We start from the raw sequence: 23,302 nt of genomic DNA on the forward strand, positions 1-23,302 counted from the left end.
AAAAGTTATCATTTGATAACTTTTTTTCATTGTGGAAAATGATATATTTTTAGTGGCTATCCTAGATAACTAATATAATCTAGGATAGTCCTCTTATAAATTAATTTAAAAACCATCTTAAAAAGGTATACCAATCGTACTTCAAGATGCTTTTATTCTCCCTCATGAAGCGCGGGAAAATAAGACTTATTTGTGTTTTATCTATGTAAGTTGAAGTTTATTGGATATAGATTACACCGCTGAATTGTTTTAAAAATCACTCTAAATTTATGGTGTCTTTTTCATAAGTAGAAAGTGGTAAATTTAATATCTTAGAATAAACAGGGGTATCGGTGGATGCAAATGGTATAACCTTATAATCAACTTGAAAAGTACCAGAAGATCCTTCAGCATTGCTGGAATAACCCAAGAGATCACCATTAGCAACCGTGATAGGAATTTCAGCCGTAAGATTGTCTTTATTTACTTTGATGTCATCATATGTAATGACATCACGTTTTTTTACATTGGTGTTATCTTTATAGCCATCCAGGTAAACAGTAACGTAAATTTTGTCACCTACAGCTTTATTGGTATAATTAGGAATTGTGAGGTGTAAATCTCCCATAGTAGCGGAAAGATTGACAAACGAGGCTGTCGTCTCCGGGGCTGCCAGCGTGCGCAAAATAACAGGATCTGGCATTAATACTGTACTGCCTACTGCCGTGAAGTTTTGTACCGAGGAAGAGAAACTATCACCATTTTCATTAGTTAAAAGATAATAGATCGTATTATCGGTAGTCGTATTAATATAATTTTTTGTTAATGAAACACCTTCTATTAATTTCCTTAACGTATTAATTTTTACCACTTTATCGTTTACTACAATCGCTCCTAGTGTTCTTTCTTCATCAAAGTGTAAGTTAGTAGTTAAACTTGATGGCAGATTAGCAGGGTAATAATTTCCTGAATATTCATCTAAATCCAGCACATTATCAATATCTAATGGCAAAAATAAAGGAGGTAAATCTCCCCCTGGCTCTGTATCAAGAAAAATAACTTGAGTTAGAACATGACTCTTATAGAGACTACTACCTGAATAGTATGCAGCTGTAATATTAAATATTCCAGGCATAGTTGCTCCCAGATAGATGGTAGCCACGCCTTGAGGATCTGCCTGGACTTGGAATCCTAAACCATTATCTTTTTTCAACTTGGTATTTTTGTCTAGACCTGAGAAAAATTGTACTGCAGAACTAGGGGTATCAAAATATATTTTAGCTGCTTTTTTTGGATTTCCTGGTGTACCATCAGCTTTTGCCTCGGTTACCTTGACTGTTAACTGCAGAAAAAAACCGCTCTTGCCAATATCAGCAATATCGGAAAAAGTACTGTAGGCTTTTAAGCCGAGTGGATCTTCTAACGGGGATAACAGGACGTCATCATAAATATAGGTAATTGTATCAATTTGTTTTTTATTATTTCCATCGGTGATATCTGTAATTTTAAAAATAACTTTATCCCCAACTTTTACATCACTCAGAGGGCGAAGAATATTAGTCGTTTCCCCATGTTTGTCGACGGGTAAAATTGAATAATGAAATTCTGCAATTTTTGCTGAGGATTCATCAAGTTCCCATTGCAATTTCTTATTTTGATTTTCGTTACTGCTGATATCATCAATATAATTTATTTTTACCATCACGGATTTATTTTTTATATCAATTGTTTCATTTTTGTTAGGAATTATTGTTATAGACATGATTTTCTCCGTATTTATTTAATTAAAAAACATAATAAATCACATACGAATCATTCAAAAATAATCTCAGACATATCGCGTGTTTCTTACCCCCTGACAAATCACTATTGTATTATTCATAAAATGGTTAAAAATATTATCATTCGTAAAAATAAAATCATATTAATATAGTAACCACATGTTCTTATTACATCTAAAAAAACAATAACTATAACCATCCGTTTTAAATATCAGTTTTTTTTACTACATTAACGGATAAAAGATTTCACTATTTTACACTAAAATTTAAAAAAGATGATTTAATTAAAACACACTTATTTTTATACAATAATTATAGCGCACGTTTATTATAAATCTTCATAGATATTATAAAACTGTCATTGCAGTGTCTTAGATTTAAACAAAAATCACAACCCTCTTAACCAAAAAAAAATCAAATATTGATATGAAATGTTATTTATATATCTACTCGTATATTTATTGGTAAATAATCAATTAAATTATATTTATACCCATCTGTATGTAGTGATATGACGGACTCACCCTCTTCAACCGTAAACAATCATAGTTGAATCTTTATACTTACCATCAGTGATATTTACTATTTTGACGGCAGACATTTTGTATGCAAATATTTGGATTTCTCCGTTTTTTTCTGGCGTCAATCAAAATAGTGAGAAAAGGCATCACTCCCTACAAGAAACATCCAGAAAAATGACAATCCTCTCAACCCCAAAAATCACATGTTGTCATAAGATGTGATTGATATAACTAACCGATACCAAGGTTCTAAGCTATAACTTTATTGTATATCGCTATCTTCTTTTCTTGCCATATCATCGCTAAAGCAACTCTATAAAAAACAAACATATTTTAATCGCAACTAGGATGAATGTATGACCCCAGACTGGCTCAATTTAGCACTGGATTCCCTATGGCCGATGCTTTATGCCGGCCTGACATTGACGATTCCCCTGACCCTGATCACTTTCGTACTGGGTATTTCGCTGGGGTTTATCGTTGCTTTAATCAGATTGTATGGCCCTAAGCCATTGATTGCGCTGGTGCGCTTTTATGTCTGGTTAATACGTGGCACACCTTTATTGGTACAACTCTTTCTGATCTTCTACGCGCTGCCTAGCGTAGGTGTTACCTTGGACGCCTTCACGGCGGCGATTATCGGCTTTACCCTGAATGTCGGTGCCTATACTTCAGAAGTTATCCGTGCTGCACTGACTTCTGTTCCCAAAGGGCAATGGGAAGCCTCTCACTCTATTGGTATGAGTTGGTGGCAATCTTTGTGCCGGGTCATTCTCCCGCAGGCGGCGAGAGTTTCAATTCCCCCCTTGTCCAATACCTTTATTTCTCTGGTCAAAGATACGTCCCTGGCTTCCGTGATTACGGTGCCGGAAATGTTTCTGGCAGCACAACGTATCGCCGCCGTGACCTATCAACCGCTGATTCTCTATACCGAAGCGGCCATTCTCTACCTTCTCCTGAGTTCAGTGTTATCAGCACTGCAAGTCCGGTTAGAAAAGAAATTCGCTCAACAAAACAGCCGTATTAATCAGGATGCCAACGATGATCCAACTCACCAACATTGAAAAAAGTTTCGACGGGCAACCGGTGCTGAAAAATATTAACTTGACAATAGAGGAAGGTAGTCTGACGGCTCTGATTGGCCCTTCCGGTAGCGGGAAAAGTACGCTGTTGCGTTGTATTAATTTGTTAGAGATCCCGCAGGCCGGGATGCTGAAAATAGGCAAAGAGCAAATAACGTTTAATGGTAAGGAGCGGTTACCACATCGGGAAATTCAACGCATTAATCTGCAAACCGGTATGGTATTCCAGAACTTCCAGCTTTTTCCTCATCTGACAGTCATTGAGAACATTATGGCAGGGCTGATTTGGGTACAGAAGTGGTCACGCGAACGTGCCAAAGAACGCGCATTAGCGTTACTAAAAAAAGTGGGGATGTCACACAAAGCAGATGTTTGGCCGCACACCCTATCAGGTGGCCAGCAACAGCGAGTGGCCATCGCCAGAGCAATGGCACCCTCGCCCAAAGTCTTGCTGTGTGATGAACCAACGTCAGCCCTCGATCCTGAGTTATCCAAGGAAGTCGTTTCTGTTTTAAAACAGTTAGCCAAAGAAGGCACCACGATGTTAATGGCAACGCATGATTTACGTCTGGCGGCTAATCTCGCCCATGAAGTCATATTTCTGGAAACCGGTGAAATTATTGAATCCGGTTCGGCAAAAACCCTCTTTACTCGCCCCAGTAAGGTACGTACTGGGGAGTTTATTTCTACCCTGACGGAAACTTTACCGGATTGGGAAATCTAGCGAGCAGTCACGTTTACTATCAGAAAAATTATTGATTCGGAGAAATACAGTGAAAAAATTTTTGCGTTTGTTATTGGCGGGAGCCGCTGTTCTGGCTATTTCTTACCCTGGTTATGCCGGCGAAGATTTCGATGCGATAAAAGCCACTGGCGTTTTTAAGGTTGGTACAGAAGGCACTTATCCCCCCTTCACTTATCATGATCCCAGCAATAACTTAACCGGCTTTGATGTGGATATTGCACGGGAAATTGCCCGTCGTTTGAAGGTCAAAGCAGAATTTATGGAAGTCAAATGGGATGGATTGATTGCCGGGCTAGGTGCCAAACGTTTTGATGCCGTGATCAATCAAGTAGGTATCACCCCGGAACGCGAAGCAAAATTCAGTTTTTCCATTCCTTACACCAGCGCTCAGGTTGTGTTGATCACCCGCAAGAATAACAGTGATATTAAAACGTTTACTGATATTAAAGGAAAACGCGCCGCCCAATCACTGACCAGTAACTACGGCCAACTGGCAACCTCTTATGGTGCGACCTTAGTGAGTACAGATGGTTTTAACCAGGCAATTGATCTGGTCGCTACCGGGCGGGCGGATGTCACGCTAAATGATCGTCTGTCATTCCTCGATTTCAAAAAACAGCGTCCGAATGCGCCGGTAAAAATTATCGCCCAGCAAGCCGATGCCAGTCAGTCAGCTGTTTTACTGCGCAAAGGGGATCCAGAACTGCTAAACGCCGTCAACCAGGCGCTGCAAGGCATGAAGGATGACGGAACTTATCGCCGTATTTCCGAGAAATATTTCGGTGTGGATATTTCGAAGTAAGTCAGGATGATCAAAAACCTGTTACACCGATAACCATCAATCAACCCCACTTGGACGGTGGGGTATCTGGTTCAAACGGCATTAATGAAGTTTGTGCTCATCTTCTTCCGGGGGAAAGAGATCACCCTCATCCTCGTCATCATCTGACTTGTTTGGATCTTCAAAGTACGTCCCCCAGCCGTCATAATTGATGCCAAGCTTTTCAGTCAGATCCATCAGTTGTTCCGTCTGTGCGATGATCAATTCAGCCTCCAGGCGGCTTTCCGTCAGCACATCACAACACACCAAAACAACGCCATCTTCTGTTTCCAGCTCTTCGGCATCCGAGACTTCATAACCTAATTTAAAGGCTTCGAGAGCGGCTTTCTCCAGTTGATCAAAGTCTTCTGCCGAAAAGTGGTGTTCAATAATATAAAGCGCATCGGGATCGCTGCCATCTTCCAATAATTCTTCGATGATTAAGCGAGTTTCTTCGCGCTGTTCTTCTAAAGCATGTGGGTCTGCCATGCCAATTTCCTCACTCAGTTGGCTGTCCTGTTGGGTATTCTCCCATCTTTTATACGCAAAGGATATCCCTAACTAATTTTGTTTAAGAAGACGTTTACCTCCTAACCGACTGATTTATCATTAATCTTAATATATTCCCTTTCTTAGACGCTGAAAACAGGGCTTGTAATTGGATTTTTTATCGATATATATTGAATAGATATTCAATATATCACTGATGGAGACAATCCCTAATGAACCCATTTTTTAAGCGCTCTTTTCTAAGACTACTGGATATTACTCCGATAGAAATCAACTCACTTTTAACGCTGGCTCATGCATTAAAAGCGAATAAAAAATCGGGTTCTGAGTCTCCCTTACTCACGGGAAAAAATATTGCGTTGATCTTTGAAAAAGACTCTACCCGTACACGTTGTGCATTTGAAGTGGCAGCCCATGATCAAGGGGCAAATGTCACCTATTTAGGCGTCAATGGCAGTCAGATCGGACACAAAGAATCCATCAAAGATACCGCTCGGGTACTTGGGCGTTTATACGATGGGATTCAATACCGTGGATATGGGCAGCAGGTTGTCGAAACACTGGCGCAATACGCCAATGTTCCGGTTTGGAACGGCCTGACGGATGAATTTCATCCTACCCAACTTTTAGCCGATTTATTGACAATACAAGAACACTGCCCAAAACCGCTGTCTGAAATCACATTTGCCTATCTAGGCGATGCGCGCAATAACATGGGCAATACCATGTTGGAAGCCGCCGCATTAACGGGAATGCATCTCCGTTTAGTCGCACCAAGATCCTGCTGGCCAGACGACAGGCTGGTGGCAGAATGCCGGGAACAAGCGAAGAAAACGGGCGGTCAGATTACGCTGACAGAAGATGTTGCACAAGGTGTCAAAGAAGCGGATTTTCTGTATACCGATGTTTGGGTATCGATGGGCGAGCCCAAATCGGTCTGGCAAGAGCGGATTGCCTTACTGAAACCCTATCAAGTGAATATGCATGTAGTGACACTCACGGGGAATCCAAACGTAAAATTCCTGCACTGCCTGCCTGCTTTTCACGATGAAGAAACAACGCTCGGTAAGCAACTGGCGGAGGAATTTGGTTTATCTGGTGGTCTGGAAGTGACGAATGAAGTGTTTGAATCAAAGCACAGTCTTGTCTTCGATCAGGCTGAAAACCGAATGCATACCATTAAAGCCCTGATGGTGGCTACGCTGGTGGAGGCGCTGGATTTGTGACAACCGAATTCAGCGTTGCTTGCGACAACGGAAAAATAAGCCCATATCGCATTTTGTATTGGGCCTCCCTCCTACCTACTTTCCTGTTAAAAATCAGAAAATAACGCTATCACTCTGCATAAAATTCCAATATATTGATAGTCATCACATTCAATCAAACCCGTTTAATTATTTGATTTATATCATAAATTATGACTTACAGAAAAAATCTTCTCTAAATCAAACAAATACCGGGATTTTTTGGAAAAAATTTTCTATCTCTCTGTGTCATATTCTTTTTTTCAAGAGTACGATATTTCCCCTAAAAATATTCATCATTCATTTATAGGACAACAAAAATGATAAAAAATATAGCGACCGCATTAATCCACGGTGGAAAACAGCAGGACAAAGAAAACCATGCCATTTTTCCACCTATTACAACAGCCAGTACGTTTGTCCAAAAAAATTTGTCTGAACAGGGTGAATATTGTTATTCCCGTTGCAGTAACCCAACACGCTACGCTTATGAAACATTATTAGCCGAAATAGAAGGTGGTGTTTATGCAACCGCCACTGCATCAGGTGTCGCCGCCACCGCGTTAGTGTTAAATCTATTACCGAAAGAATCCCATATTATTGCAATGAAAGGTGTCTATGGCGGCACGTTTCGTTTATTTGAACGAGTCGCTATTGAAAATAATGGTCATCAATTTGATTATGTTGATTTAAATAATCTCACGGAAGTTGCATCCAAAATAAAAGATAATACCCGTTTAATTTGGATAGAAAGCCCAACGAACCCATTATTAGAATTAGTTGATATTAAGCGTATTTGTGCATTCGCAAAAAATCACAATATTTTAACGTGTGTTGATAATACTTTCTCAACGGCATGGAATCAAAAACCCCTCGAATTAGGGGCTGATCTCATTATATTATCGACAAGTAAATATATTGGCGGCCATTCGGATCTGATTGGTGGTGCAGTGATTACACATCAAAATCATTTAGCCGATAGGTTAGACTTTTTAAAGACGACCATGGGCGCCATTGCTTCTCCCTTTGATGCTTATCTGGCACTGCGGGGCTTAAAAACACTCGCGTTAAGAATGTCCGCGCAATGTGCCAATGCACTTGAAATTGCCCGCTTTCTTCAGTCTCACGCCAAAATTGAACAGGTCTATTATCCCGGTTTACCCACCCATCCACACTATGCCATTTGTCAGGAACAAATGCGCTCAGGGGGTGCCGTCGTCACGATCCGATTAAAGGGCGATCTGACCGACACAAAGCGATTTTTAAGTAAATTGCGCTATTTTGTTTTGGCGGAATCGCTCGGTGGTGTCGAGAGTATGGTTAACCATTCAGCCACGATGTCACACGGTTCAATGACAAAAGCAGAGCGTGAAGAGATTGGTATTTATGACACGGTATTACGTTTATCCATAGGGATTGAAGATATTCGCGATTTATTAGCTGACCTTGAGCAAGCATTAGAATAAATTGACTTGATATAAAAAATAACAAAAAAATAAGGTGAGTAAAAAATGAATGATTACGGTATTTGGACGATCATTACGCCCGTTGTTACAATTATTTTAGCGATATTTACACGCCAGGTTATTCTATCATTATTACTGGGCATATTAGTGGGTTTTACTGTTATTCATGATCATAATATTCTATTAGGCATAAAAGGAACGATTGAAGGTATTATTAATACTTTTTCCTCTGCAAGCAGTACAAAAACGATCATCTTCATATTGATGATTGGCGGAATCATGCGGCTGGTGGTGGTGACCGGCGGAGTACGATCTTTCGTTCGTTTACTGACGGACAAGACGCAGCTTATTAAAAATAAAAAATCTGTTCAATTTTTGTCAATGATCATTACATCCTTAATTTTCATTGAAAGCTCAGTGAACCAATTGATCGCGGGGGCATCAACAAAAAAATTAGCCAAAAATTATGGTATTCCACCCGAAAAAATGTCTTACATTATCCAAACATCCTGTGTTTCGGTCTGCTCCTCGGCCATGATTAATGGTTGGGGCGCCGCAATGATGGGGGTTATCGGTGTACAGATTACCAGGGGCCTAATCAATGGTGAGCCATTTGATATTCTGGCAGATTCGATGGTTTATAATATTATGGCCTGGTTGTCACTGGCTTCGGTCTTATTCTATATTTTTTCTAATGTGTCTTGGGGGCCGATGAGAACCGCGGAAACGCGATCTTTAAATGAACGCTTAAATCATGGCACGGAGAAAGACAAACACAGTGAAGATAATGATGAGGTTATTGAACACCCCAATTGTCATACGTCATTAAACTTTTTTATTCCTATTTTATCGACAGTATTTATGCTCCCCATCGGCCTCTATATCACAGGTGAGGGTGATTTTAGTCAAGGTAGCGGTTCAACGTCTATCTATTGGAGTGTGATGTTCGGAACGACCGTCTCTTTTTTCTGGTTTCTATTACGCCGCGTTTTGACCATCGAAACTTTTTTTAAAGAGCTTTATATTGGTTATGCCAGCATGATAAAAATCAGCTCTGTGATGGTATTAGCCTTCTTAATGGGGAACGTTTCCGCTGATTTAAATACCGGTGCTTACATTGCACAAGTGACTTCGGGGATTATTCCGGCCGGTTTTTCCATCGGTTTTATTTTCTTGATTAGTTCTATCATGTCATTAGCCACCGGCACGTCATGGGGGACATTCGCCATTATGATCCCCATTGGTGTACAGCTAGGGGTTTCAGTGGGGATGCCGCCTGAATATATGATTGGGGCCGCCATTTCGGGTTCTATTTTTGGTGATATGACATCCCCCATTTCCAGCGATGCTATCGTTGCCTCAATGGCAACCGATTGTGATCATATTGAACACATTCGAACCCAAATGCCCTATGCCTTGGTCACCGCCAGTTTCGCTCTTATCATCTATTTATATTTAGGCTTGACTTATTAATTTACGATCCACCGAGGATACTATGTCTTTAGAAAATACGATGTCTTTAAAAGAAAACTTAGCAAAATTTGCCCGGGTTGATTTACTGAAAACAGTCACCATGATGGATAAATTAGAGAATTTATCCCGCTATTTAGGGCGAGATATTTATATTAAGCGAGATGATTTAACGCCCCTGGCGATGGGGGGAAATAAATTACGTAAACTGGAATATTTGATTGCCGATGCATTACAAAAAAAAGCGAAAGTGATTGTGACCGCAGGAGCAATTCAATCAAATCATGTGCGACAAACCGCTGCGATGGCGGCGAAATATGGCTTAAAATGTGTTGCTTTATTAGAAAATCCCATCCAAAACCAAGATAATAATTTTCTAAATAATGGCAATAAGCTGCTCACGGAATTATTCAACACCCAATGTGTGATGTGTGATGAGTTGACTGATCCAAATCGGCAAATGCAGGCGTGGATTGATCAACACCATCTGGAAGCAGCTTATATTGTGCCCGTCGGTGGCTCCAATGCGTTGGGTTCATTGGGGTATGTGCGCTGCGCATTAGAAATTGCTGAACAACGTCCGCAAGGGATCGAGTTTGCGGCCGTTGTTGTCGCTTCAGGAAGCGCAGGTACACATGCCGGATTGGCTATCGGGTTACAGGCCGCTCTACCACAAACCCCCGTCATCGGTGTGACTGTCTCACGTGTTACCGCCGAGCAAGCCCCAAAAGTGAATCAGTTACAACAGGAGATCAGTTCACTCTTAGGCCAAACAGCTTGTCCAGATATCCAGTTGTGGGACCATTATTTTGCACCCAGGTATGGTATGCCAAATAAGCAAGGGTCAGATGCGATTACGCTATTGGCACAAAAAGAGGGCATTTTATTAGATCCGGTTTATACCGGAAAAGCCATGGCGGGATTAATTGATCATGTGCTGAATAAGACGATTGACGGTCAGAAGCCACTGCTCTTTGTGCATACCGGCGGTGCTCCAGCCTTGTTCTCCTATTCAGGAATAGAAGCCGTCACCCAATAAAAATTAACGAACAAAGGACGAAGATTTCATCTCGTTGGCTATCAACCTCCTCCTACTTAACAGAAAAAACAGCTAAAAATAGCTGTTTTTTCTGTTTTTATCCGATATTTTTCTTTTTGTTGGACAGCATCAGCACCGATGGCATGTATTGCATCGTTAAAGAGATGCCATACCCTCACTTTGTAAAGTGATGTTATTTTTATATATAAAAATAATCACGTAATTATTTTATTAAAAATGCATATTATAAAATTATCTATATATTGGAATATTTTTTGATTCATGCATTATTTAAAATAATATTTATTTAATTTTGTTATGAAAGTATATTTTTTAAAACCAACCATTCCAAAACAATAACTGTAAATTAAAATTACGATTTGAAATTAATTTTATTTCCCTTTTCAGGTCACAAATAACCTTTTTTATGGGCTCAATAACCTTCTGTAATTCAGAAAACCTTTGAGGCCACATATCACTGTACCAAAACACACCTATACCAGGGATATCTGAGATATTAAGATGGATGCAACAAAAATAGAAAGAATCAATATTAAGGAAAAATGACTTATTCCAACATAAGAATAAGCAGCGTGCGCTTTGCAAATAGCACCGTCATCCAATTCATAAAAATCAAAAAAAACAATAAATAACGAAAATTGCCAGCCAATTAATCTAAGCATAATGGCTGGATTAGGTATTTCTTTGCCAATGTAACACCAGGATTGATTGAAAAGACGCTCACCTGATTTTTGTTCAAGTGAGCCGGTTTTTATTTAACTCTCAAATCCTAAGGACATATTTGTATGGATAATATCTTGGCCTCTCCATCTACCTATCTTTTCTGGAATGAATGGACGCTTGATCCTGATTCATTTAAATACAACATGGTGATGGATCAAACGATTCATGGCAATTTGGATAAAAATAAATTGCGTCGTGCGTTACAGGCATTGTTGAACCACTATCCTTTATTGAACGCACGGCTCACGGAAGAAAATGGCGAATTATATTGGGAATTGTCTACTCATCACGAAAATCCCCTGGTAATGATTGATAATGAAGAAAATCTTCAACCATTTTCTATGTTGCCATTTGACTTAAAACAAGGACCACTCATTCGGTTCGGGTTATTTCAGCAAAGTGAACAGCATTTCCAACTGATTATTGTTTTGCACCATATCGTGGTGGATGGCGAAAGTACGCAAGAGCTCTATCACGCGATATCTGATCTCTATAACCAACGACCACTGCGCCATTCCCCGCTGACACCAGAACAAATTGCAGAAAAATTTGCGCAATATCGCAGACAGGGAGATCGATTAGAAGCGCATCATCCCGAACAATTTTGGAAAACCTGTCTGGATGGCATGAATGCCAGCAACGCATTACCCTATTTGTCAGTAAAAACACCTTCAGCAAAAAAAACCGCTGAGCAGACGTTGATTGAGGAATTCCGTTTCAGTCTGCCATTCAAGCAGTGGCAACCTCTTAAACACGCGGTACGACACAGCACCCCTTTCCTCATTTTCAAGACGGTATGGGCGGCGTTAATTGCCCAATATTCTCCCGATAAGAAAGCCCATATCAGTTATCCCATCGCCCTGCCAGACAGTGAATCGCTCTCATTGGGCGCGCAAATCAATACCGCCGTCTTCCCTCTTCAACTGGATGACACAGCGACTTTTTCTTCCCTGTATCAACAAACGCTCAATTACACATCATCATTAAAAGCCGCACCTGGCCTGCGCTTCTCATCCTGGCCGATTTTTCAAGTTCTCCGCTCTACGGCTGTGTGTCAATTGAATGTGACGTTATCTCAAGCTAACCTCAAGGATATTTGTCTGGAACTTGAGGGGTGTGAAGTCCATTACAATCACCGTTTCAATCATGATTTAGCAAATTCAGAATTGGTACTGGAATATCAGCAACACGCTGAACAATGGTCCTTTCGCATTCGCTATCTGCCTGACCGTTTTCATCCAACCCAAATCGCCGTCTTGGGAGAACAATTCCAGCAATTGCTGGTTAATGCGCTGACGGCGCCAGACGTACCGCTCCGACAATTTCCTTTTTTACCCCCCAATCAAAGTCAAGCGCTACTGGCCTTCGGGAATCCAGGGAAACCCATCGATATCCCGGCAAAAACGCTGCATGATGTTGTTCAGCAACAGGCAAAACAACATCCACAACGTATTGCCCTGATCGATAACCGGCAGAAGGTGAGTTATACGGAACTGGAACAACGCAGTAATCAGTTGGCTCACCTGATACAAACACGCTATCAACAGGCAACAGGGCAGCCATTATCCCCTGATACCTTATTGCCCATTTGCCTGAACCGCGGGGTCGATATGGTCATTGCCATGCTGGCGATAATGAAGGCAGGCGCGGCCTATCTGCCGCTCGATCCACAAACACCGTCCCAACGATTGGCCTATATCCTGACAGACAGTCAGGCTCGGCTGGCCATTACACAACTGGCACACCAAGCCAGGCTGCGCGACCACGGCCAGGATCTGGCTCTGCTGTCACTGGATAATCCCAACGATGATTATCGCCACCAACCAGACTGTGCGCCCGAATCGGCCGCGAATTCCCGTTCTCTGGCCTATTGTATTTATACCTCTGGAACAACAGGACGTCCCAAAGGAACGCTGTTAGAACATCGTGGTGTCTTGACGATGCTTCAGGGCGAGTATGCGGTTCTCACTAAAAAGGGTGAAATGCCTCAATGCTGGCTGCAATTTGCTTCCGTGGCATTTGATGCGCATGTGTTCGAAACTTTTATTAGCTTATGTTTTGGTCATACCCTGGTGATTGCGTCGGAAGAAGAGCGTCATGACCTCGACCTATTGATAAAATTAATTGAACAATATCAGGTAGACGGCGCCATTTTTCCACCGACGCTACTAAAAACGAAACCCGACTTGCCGGTGAAACTGCAAACGATCCTGGTTGGCGGTGAAGCAACCCCGCAAGCCATTTTGGCTCATTACACCCGGCAAGGACGGCGGGTGTTCAATGCGTATGGGCCAACAGAAGCCAGTGTGTGTGTCTCGATGCACCATTATCAGGGGGATGGAGACAGTGATCGCAACATTGGTCAACCGCTGCCGGGTGTTCATGCTTATGTATTGGATAAACAGCTACAATTGGTGCCAATGGGAATGGGGGGCGAGTTGTATCTTGCTGGGCCGGTGCTGGCCAGGGAGTATCTGGAACAACCTGAGTTAACCGCAAAAGCCTTCATCGCCAATCCTTTTACACAGCATACCGACGATCAACGCCTCTACTACACTGGTGATCAGGCTCGTTGGCTGCCAACCGGCGAACTGGAATACCTGGGACGCACCGATTTTCAGGTAAAAATCCGTGGACATCGGATCGAGTTATCTGGAATTGAACAGGCGTTTATTGCCGCATCAGGGTTAAGTCAATGCGCTGCGCAGGTTCGCGGTCAACAAAATCATCCCCACATCGTCCTCTACTATGTATCAGACATGACGCTGAGCGAGGATCATCTCCGTCGCACATTACAGCTTTCTTTGCCGGATTACATGATGCCATCCGCCTTTGTGCAGTTGGAAGCGCTGCCAATCACCCTCAATGGTAAGCTGGACACCGCCGCATTACCCGAACCTGATTTTAAACAGAGTCATCACTTTTACCGTGCGGCAACCACCGCACTGGAGCATCAACTGCAAGTTATCTGGCAGCAGATCCTGGGCGTGGATAAAGTCGGCGTGGATGATGACTTTTTCCATCTGGGCGGCGATTCGATTTCGGTTATCCGTCTGATTTCAGAAATGCACCGCCAGCAATTACCTTGCAGCACGAAGTTATTGCATCAGTGCCGTACCATTGCCAAACTGGCAACACAGTTAACAGAAACCACTGAAAATCAGATACAGCCCGCCGAACAGGGCGTATTAACGGGCGACTTTCCTCTGCATCCGATTCAGCATTGGTTCTTCGAACAAAAATTTCCTCATCCCAATTATTGGAACCAGGCTTTCCTGATTCGAGTTCCCCCACTGATACCACAGCGATTAGAAACAGCCATTCAAGCGCTGACAGAACGACACGATATGCTGCGCGCCCGCTTTCCCTCTACTGAACAGCAATGTTATCGGGATCTCACGCAGATAACCCCCACGGCATTAGCGATCTGCCACTATGATCAGATTCATCAGGATCCGTTTAACCGTGATCCTTTGAATCAAGGCGAGCTTTATGACGGTCTGGATCGCTGGCAATGTGATTTCGATATCGCCAATGGCCCGTTATGGCGCTTTGCGTATATCGATGGCTATCCCGATGGCTCAGCGCGTATTTATTGCGCCCTACATCACCTGATTGTGGATGCCGTTTCCTGGCGCATTCTGCTGGATGATTTGAAACAGCTTTATCATGGTGAAGCGCTCGGCGCTAAAACAGCCAGTTATCGGCAATGGCAATCTGCACTGGCAGAGCAAACACCCCACTTTGGATCTCAACAGACATTCTGGCAACAACAGTGTGTTGCACAATATGACTACCGTCCGTTGCTGGATACCTGCCACACACGCCAATATCTGTGGCAAACGTTACCTGCCGCAGACAGTCTCCGTCTGCTGAATGCGATCAATGACCGTGTTCAATATCATCCTCAAAACTATCACCCCAATGAGATCTTGCTGACGGCGCTGCTGCATACACTAAGCCATGTCAGTGGTGTCTCAAATCATACCTTGCTACTGGAAGGACATGGCCGCCAGCTTGCATCGATACCGTTGGATGTGGGGCGTACCGTGGGCTGGTTTACGGCACTGTATCCCCTGCATTTTTCTGCCAACGGTGAAAAGGTCATTTCGTTGCAGCAAGTTCAGGCGGTCCTCGCCGATATCCCGGATTCAGGTATCTCATACAGCTTCCTGCGCAGCGCATTACCCTTGCCTTATCCGGCGGTCGTGTTCAACTATTTAGGGCAGTTACAGACTAATGACAGTGATTGGCAAATCACCGCAGAAACGGCCGGTCAAACCATTCATCCCAATAATATGAATGGGGCTGGCAGTGATTTACTGACCCTTAATGTCTGGTTTATCGGGCAAGCATTACATTATCGTTGGGATGGTTTGTTAAGCCAGTCACAGCTTGCACAATGGGATCACCATTTCCAAGCGGCATTAATGCAGTTAGTCAACAAGATCACCGCGCCTTCCGAGACGTTGCTCAATTCAATGCATGATGGCATGGATACCGCTTTACTGGCGCGCTTACCAAGCGGATTAACGCCAGTTTGGGTCTCCACGGCCAATAGCCTGCAACAGGGATTTATCCACCATCATCTGAGCCATCCGCAGAATTCAACCTACCACTTTCAGTTTATATTGGATTACGCCCAGCCTATCGAGCCCCATCATTACCGTCAGGCCTGGCGATGCGCGCAACAAAAATATCCCCTATTGCGCACCGGCTTCGACTGGCAAGATCAGCCTCAACAAATTGTGTTCCAGCAGGTTGAACTGCCCTGGCAATACCACGATTTGAGTGACCACGCGGATCCAGAACACGCATTGATTGCACTTAGTCAACAGCAAAACCGTCAGCCTTTCGACCTGCATCAACCGGCGTTAATACGGATTTGTTTGGTGAAGCTGGCAGCAGATCGATACAGCCTGATCCATACCAGCCACCATATTATTATTGATGGCTGGAGTAACCAGCTCTTGCTGGCATATGTTCATCAGACTTATCAGCAACTTCTGGTAGGTCAGACGCCTGATATCCGCCTTGATACCGCTTATCTAGCTACCCAACGTTACTACATCCAACAGGCAGAAGAGTGTCGCAATCACTGGCAGCAGCTCGCTGTCCAGCATTGGGAAAGTACCGATATTTCGCTATTGTTGAATGCGCCTGATAATGGCATCTCAGAAACTCAGGCTATCACGCATCTGACATTACCTGATTCAGTTGCTTTGTCATTGCAGGAAACCGCCCGCAATCATGGGTTGACACTCAATGTGATGTTGCAGTTCGCCTGGCACAAGTTACTGCATCTGTTTAGCCAACAAACTCAAACCATCATTGGTGTGACGTTATCTGGCCGAAATCACCCGGTCGCAGGCATCGAAAATAGTGTTGGTCTCTTTATCAATACATTGCCTTTAGCCATGGATTGGGAACCACAACTAACTTGTCTGCAACAGCTCCGTACCCTTCACCAACGCATGATTGATTTGGATACTTACAGTTTTCAGCCTCTGGCAGAACTCCCTTTCAGTGGTGAAAAACTGTTTCAGACGCTTTTTGTCTATGAAAACTACCCCACCACCGAACTGGAAACCATGCAGGCCAGTGTCAGAACCGCCAAAGGCGATACAGATTATCCACTGAACCTGATTGCAGAAGGCAATGTCGAACACGGTCTGACACTTTCTCTGGCTTACAAACCCAGTTGCCTGAAGACAGAACGCGCCAATGCTATTTTAGACATGTTAAGCGTATTACTGGCTCGTCTGCCTTCTCACCTCCACTATTCGCATCAACGGTTATCCGCACTGAGTGACAATCAACGCAAACAACTCCTGGAAGAGTGGGTATTTTCTGCTCCCGAACCGGAGACATGGGAACCCTGTACCCTGCATGGTTTACTGGAACGGCAGGCACAACGGACTCCCGATCTTCCCGCCTTAATGGATGATCAACGAGCGCTGAGTTATCAAGCATTAGATGAAATGTCATCGCGTTATGCCGTTCAGCTTCGTACCCTATACCGCCAGCGTTTCCAGCGTGAACTGGCGCCCGGTGAACTGATCGGCCTGTGCTGCAAGCGCAGCATCGACATGGTTGTCGCCTTATTAACCATACTGAAAGCCGGCGCCGCTTATGTTCCAATGGACACCAAATCGCCAGCAGAACGGTTGGATTACATCTTACAGGACAGCAAAGTCCGGTTAGTGTTGACGGAACCGGATCTGGCCTCACTGTTTGAACGTGATAACCTGCAACCGCTGTCCCTGACTGCCCTGGCGGAGACAGAAACGCCCGATGATATCTCGTCGTTTCTGCCGCAGGTTGAACCCGAACAACTGGCTTATGTCATTTACACGTCCGGCACCACCGGGAAACCCAAAGGTACATTAATAGAACACCGTGGCCCTGCACTCATGGCTCGTAGTCTACTCTCCAGACTGGGGTTGGGTTCCGCACAACCGGGGCTTCGCTTCCTGCAATTTGCGTCCATTGTCTTTGATGCGCATTTAATGGAGAGTTTCCCGGCTTTTGCTGGTGGTCATGCGCTGGTCGTGGCGTCGGATACCCAGCGTTATGATTTACAGGAACTGCAAACATTAATGCAAACATGCCAGGTCAATTACGCGATGCTGCCGCCCGCCCTGCTCAAACTCAAACCCCTATTGCCAGCGAGTCTGCAATGGTTGGCAATTGGCGGTGAGGCCGTTTCTCAGGATGTGCTGGATCACTATAGCAATCAGGGACGCAATGTGTTTAATTGCTACGGCCCCACCGAAGCCAGTGTGTTAACGACCGTTAACCCCTATCGTTACAATGGTGCCGCCAATATCGGCAAGCCTTTGACACAGTACGGCGTTTATGTGTTGGATACGGATCTGCAACCGGTGCCGGTCGGCGTACCGGGTGAGTTGTTTATCTCCGGGATTAGCCTGTCACGCGGTTATCTGCATCAACCCGCGCTGAGCCTGGAAAAATTCATTGCCAATCCTTATCAGCAACATATTGACCATTCACGCTTATATCGTACTGGCGATATGGTTCGTTGGCGGGAAGAAGGCACATTGGAGTATCTTGGCCGTAACGACAATCAGGTAAAAATTCGCGGGCATCGGATCGAACTTGGTGAAATAGAGAGTGTCCTGGCGACAATCTCCGGTGTTGATCAAGCGGTGGCCATTATTCATGACAAAGCCTCCCCCCGCATTGTTTGTTACTACACATCAGCCAGTGGCGCAGAACCCGATGAAATCCGAAAATCGCTGGTAGACATATTACCTAACTATATGCAACCCAGTGCGTTGATCCCACTGCCTCTCATTCCGATGACCATCAATGGCAAACTGGATCGCCGTCAGTTCCCTGCCCCCACTTTCGCTGATTTACAGCAAGGATATGCTCCCGCAGAAACCCCTTTGCAGCAGCAATGCTGTGATATTTGGGCAGAGCTGTTGTCAGCTGAACAGATCGGGATAGACGATAACTTTTTCCAACTGGGCGGGAATTCTATCATGGCCATTCAGTTGAGTAACCGTCTCAGTCAGGTATTGCAAAACCAGATACCGTTAACCGTTTTTAACCGGCATCCGACGATCAGATCACTGTGTACTTTCCTGACGGCTCATTCAAACCAGCTGGAACAACTCGACACAATACCCAAACGGGGTCTGTCACGCAGTGTTCTCTCTTTTTCGCAACAGCGGCTTTGGTTTATCGAAACCCTGATGCAAGAAAATAACACCTACCATATCCCGCTATTATTCAGTTTGCGTGCCGATACGCAGTTCACGAGTTTTATCCTTAGCTTGCAAGCGGTTGTTCACCGGCATCAGGTGTTGCGCTGTACGTTTACCCCCAATACCCAAAATAATGTTGAGCAAGATGATACTGAAACCTGTTACCTGCAAACCCATGATGAAGCATTGCCGGTGCCCAGTGTTGACGTGCCAGCCGATGAGTGGCCTAGTTTCTTGCATCAAGAGATTTTCCAACCCTTTGATCTGAGAAAAGAATACCCCATCAGAGCCAAACTGTTGCAACGCATTGACGCGGACGGAAATATCGCGCATTTCTGCCTAATCAACCTTCACCATATCAGTTTTGACGGCTGGTCACTGAATCTATTGTTAAAGGAATTAGCGGCGTTTTATGTTGCAGAATTGAACCAACGTCCACCCGCATTAGCCCCCTTACCCATTCAATATCTGGATTATGCTGCCTGGCAACAGCAATCGCTGTCCGGCGATAAACTGGCGTCGCTAAAACAGTTCTGGCAACAACAGTTGCAACACTGCCCTCAATTAGAACTGCCCTATGACTACCCACGTCCGCCTCTTTTTGATCACCGTGGCCGCACTGTGTCTTTTTCCATCGCCCCCCCATTGAGTCACCAACTGCGACAATTGGCACGTCAATTGGGGGTCACCCTACATGCGGTCTTATTGACCGGAGTTAATTGCCTGCTGGTCAGATATAGTGGTCAGCAAGATATTCTTGTCGGCAATCCGATTGCCAATCGTTCACATCCACAGTTAGAACCGCTGATTGGTATGTTCGTCAATATGCTGGTATTGCGTAACCAGATAGCCCCACACTGGAGTGTGACTGAACAAATCCGGCAGGTATTTGCCAACACCATCACCAGCCAGCAACATCAGGATATGCCTTTCGAAAAACTGGTTGAGATGTTGCATCTCAAACGTGACTTATCGCGCCACCCACTGTTCCAGGTCTCTTTCTCCGTGGAACAAAAAGCAGAGGATCTTGATGCCAGTGTGCCGTTTGTCATGCAGAGTCTGGTGGATGTTTATGATGTTGCTAAGTTTGACCTCGGCTTCTACTTTGAAGAGGGGGATGAGGCTCTGTCTGCCCACATTAACTATGCCACCGCGCTGTTTGCCCCAGACACCATTAATGGCATGATCAAACAGTTGCAGAATATCTTGAGGCAGATGGTGACACATCCTGAGCAATCAGTGAAAACCATCAGCCTCTATTCGCCGGAAGAAAGAATCGCACTGTTGAAGCCGCCTAGGGAAACGCAGGCACCCGCGCTCTATAGCCAGCCACTGTATCAAGGGTTTCTTGATTGGGCAGAGCAACATCCCCATGATATCGCGTTGATTGATGACATCGGTCAATGCAGCTATGCACAATTGCGCCGGTCGGCACAAACATTGGCGACACAAATTCAGCAACATTCGCATCATCAATCTGAACTGATCGCGGTTCAGATCAGCAAAGGCCGGGCACAATTCATTGCTGTTCTGGCCATTTTACTGGCTGGGCGGGCTTATGTCCCGATGGATATCGCCTGGCCGCCCTCACGTTGCCAGAAACTCATTGAACAAACGGGAATACAATTAATACTCAGTACCAAATCATGGGCGGCCGACATCGCTGAAACCCTCCAAATTAGCGCTGACGGATGCGCTTTGCACCTGCCGACACCGGCTTCTCTGTCGCTGCCTGTCCCCATTCGCGGTGACAGCCTGGCCTATGTGATTTTCACATCGGGATCGACAGGCACACCAAAAGGGGTCGCTATCCAGCATGCTGCCGCGAATAATACCCTGGTAGACATCAACCGTAAGCTTAATGTTGTGCCGGGAGATACCTTACTGGCGATCAATGCCTTGTGCTTTGATCTGTCCGTTTATGACCTCTTCGGCATTTTGGGTGTGGGTGGGAGAGTGGTGATTCCCAACGAGGAACAGCGCTATCAGCCTGATGCCTTATTGAGGCTGATCCGTGATCACCATGTCACGATCTGGAATTCGACACCCGCATTATTCGAACTGGTATTACGGGAAGCAGAAACATTACAGGAAGCAAAAACATTACAGGAAACGGAAACATGCAATCAAATTGTCATGGACAGAGTACTGTTATCCGGTGATTGGATCCCGGTTAACCATATACCGCGTTGCCGTCATTGGCTACCTGACTGCCGTATATTCAGCGGTGGCGGCGTAACGGAAGTCTCACTCTGGTCAGCATTATTCGAAGTCCCCCAAGGCGCCAGCTATCACCAAAGCATCCCTTATGGCAAAGCATTAGCCAATCAGGTTCTCCTGCTGCTGGATAATGATCTGGAACCGGTTCCCGCTCAGGCGATCGGGGAAATGTACATTGGGGGCGTCGGATTGGCGACAGGCTACTATCGAGATCCGATCCGCACAGAAGAGCGTTTTATCCAACACCCGATCAGTGGTGAACGCCTGTATCGCACCGGTGATTTAGGCCGTTGGCTGCCGGATGGCAATATTGAATTCTTAGGCCGAATCGATAATCAGGTAAAAATCAATGGCTTTCGGGTTGAGTTAGGAGAAATTGAAAATACTCTGATGGCAGTGGAAGATATCCAGCAATGTGCGCTCGTCAAAGTCCGTGGTTCATCAGATCGCCTGGTCGCCTATTATGTCAGTCGAGTGCCTCTGGATGAAGCGGATTTACGTCAGCATCTTACCCGGACACTACCGCCGTATATGGTGCCAACCGTTCTGGTGCAGATGCCGGAATTGCCACTGAATTCCAGTGGCAAAATTGACCGTAAGCAATTGTCGGCGCTCACTCATTTCGCGCCAACACCGCTTCACTATGACGCCCCACAAACCGAACAAGAGCAGCAACTTTGTCGGCTCTGGCAACAGAAACTGGCGTTGGATCACATCGGTGTGAGCGATGATTTTTTTGAATGTGGCGGGACGTCAATTCTGGCCATATCTGTCTGCCAACAGATGTCCACTTTACTCGGGCAAACTATCCCGGTCATGACACTGTTCAAACAACGCACTATCCGTGGCATTCTGAGCAGTCTGGCATACCGTTTAATCCAGCCATTAAACAAAAAAATGGCTCAGCAAACATTGTGGATGATCCATCCCGCTATGGCCGGGTGCGAAGTTTATCTGGATATCGCCAGGACACTGGAAGAACACTGGCATTGTGTCGGCGTGGATAATTACAACCTGTACCATCGGCCATTGATCACCTCATTGCATGACATTGCCCGCTTCTATCTGGCGCAAATGGAGCAATCGCAACCGTTGGCACAAGGCCCCGTGCATATTTTAGGCTGGTCAATGGGAGGCGTGATCGCGCTGGAGATCGCCGCTCAATTGGAGGCCAGGGGGATCACGGATATCCACCTCTATCTGCTGGACAGTTTCTATCAGGTCAGATTAAGTGCCATGCATCCAAGCTGGCGACAAACGTTATTGCAGGAATTGGGATTGGAAGGCGATGCCGCGGCACGAGCACTGGAAGCAAGCCCGGCAGATGATGCCATTTGCCAGCATGAGATTTCCCAACGCTTACAACATAGTCAGGTCACGCTGTTCAAAGCGACCCGCTTACCGACATTCCATGCTCAGTTAGCGAAGAACGAGATGACATCCGCGGCAAAAGCAATGTATGCCAGTGACAACCATGTCGGGCAGGCTTGCCAGCATCTGTCCGTCATTCCCCTGTGTTGCGATCATCACAATATCATTGAGCAGAAATCAGACATTATGGAGGCCATGTTAACGATGGCAGATTAACGCCATATGTTGTAAAGAAAGACGCCATTTTTGGATAAGGAAATCCGTTAATGGCGTTCCCGGTGACGGGACCTGAAACGGTAACATGTTAATTCAGATAAAAATAGGTATATCCGCGACAATCAGCAAGAAACACCCGAAAGAAATCAACGGAATATGCCCGTCATCATGAAGATTGATGATAGATAACAGGAATAATATCGCGATATCGATAATATACGCAAAAATCATTGGAAATAATGAAGATCATACTTCAATTTTTCTACTAAAAATAATCAATACGCTTAAAATAGTCTCTCCAATTTTTCTTATACTTGTTTAATGACTTTTATTCAAAAAGCAAAAACCGCTGAAAGAGATT

The 23,302-nt window shown here is 44.6% G+C and carries 10 protein-coding genes; 8 read left to right on the plus strand and 2 right to left on the minus strand.

Going from position 1 to position 23,302, the window contains the following annotated elements; genetic code table 11:
- Nucleotides 1–256 precede the first annotated feature (256 nt).
- Nucleotides 257–1,741 (minus strand): hypothetical protein, encoded by a 1,485-nt coding sequence (locus XPG1_RS15150; protein WP_045959880.1) that lies wholly within the window; start codon nucleotides 1,739–1,741, stop codon nucleotides 257–259.
- A gap of 896 nt (nucleotides 1,742–2,637) precedes the next feature.
- On the opposite strand from XPG1_RS15150, the gene XPG1_RS15155 reads away from it, so the two are divergent.
- From XPG1_RS15155 to XPG1_RS15165, 3 genes are read left to right on the plus strand one after another with little or no spacing between them, the layout of a single operon-like run.
- Complete coding sequence (locus XPG1_RS15155; protein WP_045959882.1) at nucleotides 2,638–3,345, plus strand: amino acid ABC transporter permease; 708 nt, start codon at nucleotides 2,638–2,640, stop codon at nucleotides 3,343–3,345.
- A complete protein-coding gene (locus XPG1_RS15160; protein WP_045959884.1) occupies nucleotides 3,323–4,087 on the plus strand; it encodes an amino acid ABC transporter ATP-binding protein in 765 nt (254 codons plus the stop codon). The genes XPG1_RS15155 and XPG1_RS15160 overlap by 23 nt, the downstream gene beginning before the upstream one ends.
- A gap of 49 nt (nucleotides 4,088–4,136) precedes the next feature.
- The gene (locus tag XPG1_RS15165; protein WP_436286813.1) at nucleotides 4,137–4,910 is read left to right on the plus strand and encodes an amino acid ABC transporter substrate-binding protein; all 774 of its coding nucleotides are present in this window, start codon (nucleotides 4,137–4,139) and stop codon (nucleotides 4,908–4,910) included.
- An 81-nt stretch (nucleotides 4,911–4,991) separates the two neighbouring features.
- On the opposite strand, the gene rraB is transcribed toward XPG1_RS15165, so the two are convergent.
- Nucleotides 4,992–5,417 (minus strand): ribonuclease E inhibitor RraB, encoded by a 426-nt coding sequence (gene rraB / locus XPG1_RS15170; protein WP_045959886.1) that lies wholly within the window; start codon nucleotides 5,415–5,417, stop codon nucleotides 4,992–4,994.
- Nucleotides 5,418–5,650: 233 nt separating this feature from the next.
- Between rraB and argF the strand changes: the two genes are divergently transcribed.
- The 5 genes from argF (at nucleotide 5,651) to XPG1_RS15200 (ending at nucleotide 22,941) form a co-directional block, all read left to right on the plus strand.
- Complete coding sequence (gene argF / locus XPG1_RS15175) at nucleotides 5,651–6,664, plus strand: ornithine carbamoyltransferase (RefSeq protein ID WP_045959889.1); 1,014 nt, start codon at nucleotides 5,651–5,653, stop codon at nucleotides 6,662–6,664.
- Nucleotides 6,665–7,002: 338 nt separating this feature from the next.
- The gene (locus XPG1_RS15180; RefSeq protein WP_045959891.1) at nucleotides 7,003–8,148 is read left to right on the plus strand and encodes a trans-sulfuration enzyme family protein; all 1,146 of its coding nucleotides are present in this window, start codon (nucleotides 7,003–7,005) and stop codon (nucleotides 8,146–8,148) included.
- Nucleotides 8,149–8,193: 45 nt separating this feature from the next.
- The gene (locus tag XPG1_RS15185) at nucleotides 8,194–9,621 is read left to right on the plus strand and encodes a Na+/H+ antiporter NhaC family protein (RefSeq protein WP_045959893.1); all 1,428 of its coding nucleotides are present in this window, start codon (nucleotides 8,194–8,196) and stop codon (nucleotides 9,619–9,621) included.
- Nucleotides 9,622–9,661: 40 nt separating this feature from the next.
- Entirely contained in the window at nucleotides 9,662–10,657 is a 996-nt protein-coding gene (locus tag XPG1_RS15190) for a D-cysteine desulfhydrase (protein WP_045960827.1), read from the plus strand.
- A gap of 806 nt (nucleotides 10,658–11,463) precedes the next feature.
- Nucleotides 11,464–22,941, plus strand: a complete 11,478-nt coding sequence (locus tag XPG1_RS15200; protein ID WP_045959898.1) for a non-ribosomal peptide synthetase — start codon at nucleotides 11,464–11,466, stop codon at nucleotides 22,939–22,941.
- Nucleotides 22,942–23,302 lie beyond the last annotated feature (361 nt).

This window comes from Xenorhabdus poinarii G6 (genome assembly GCF_000968175.1).
Classification (GTDB): domain Bacteria; phylum Pseudomonadota; class Gammaproteobacteria; order Enterobacterales; family Enterobacteriaceae; genus Xenorhabdus; species Xenorhabdus poinarii.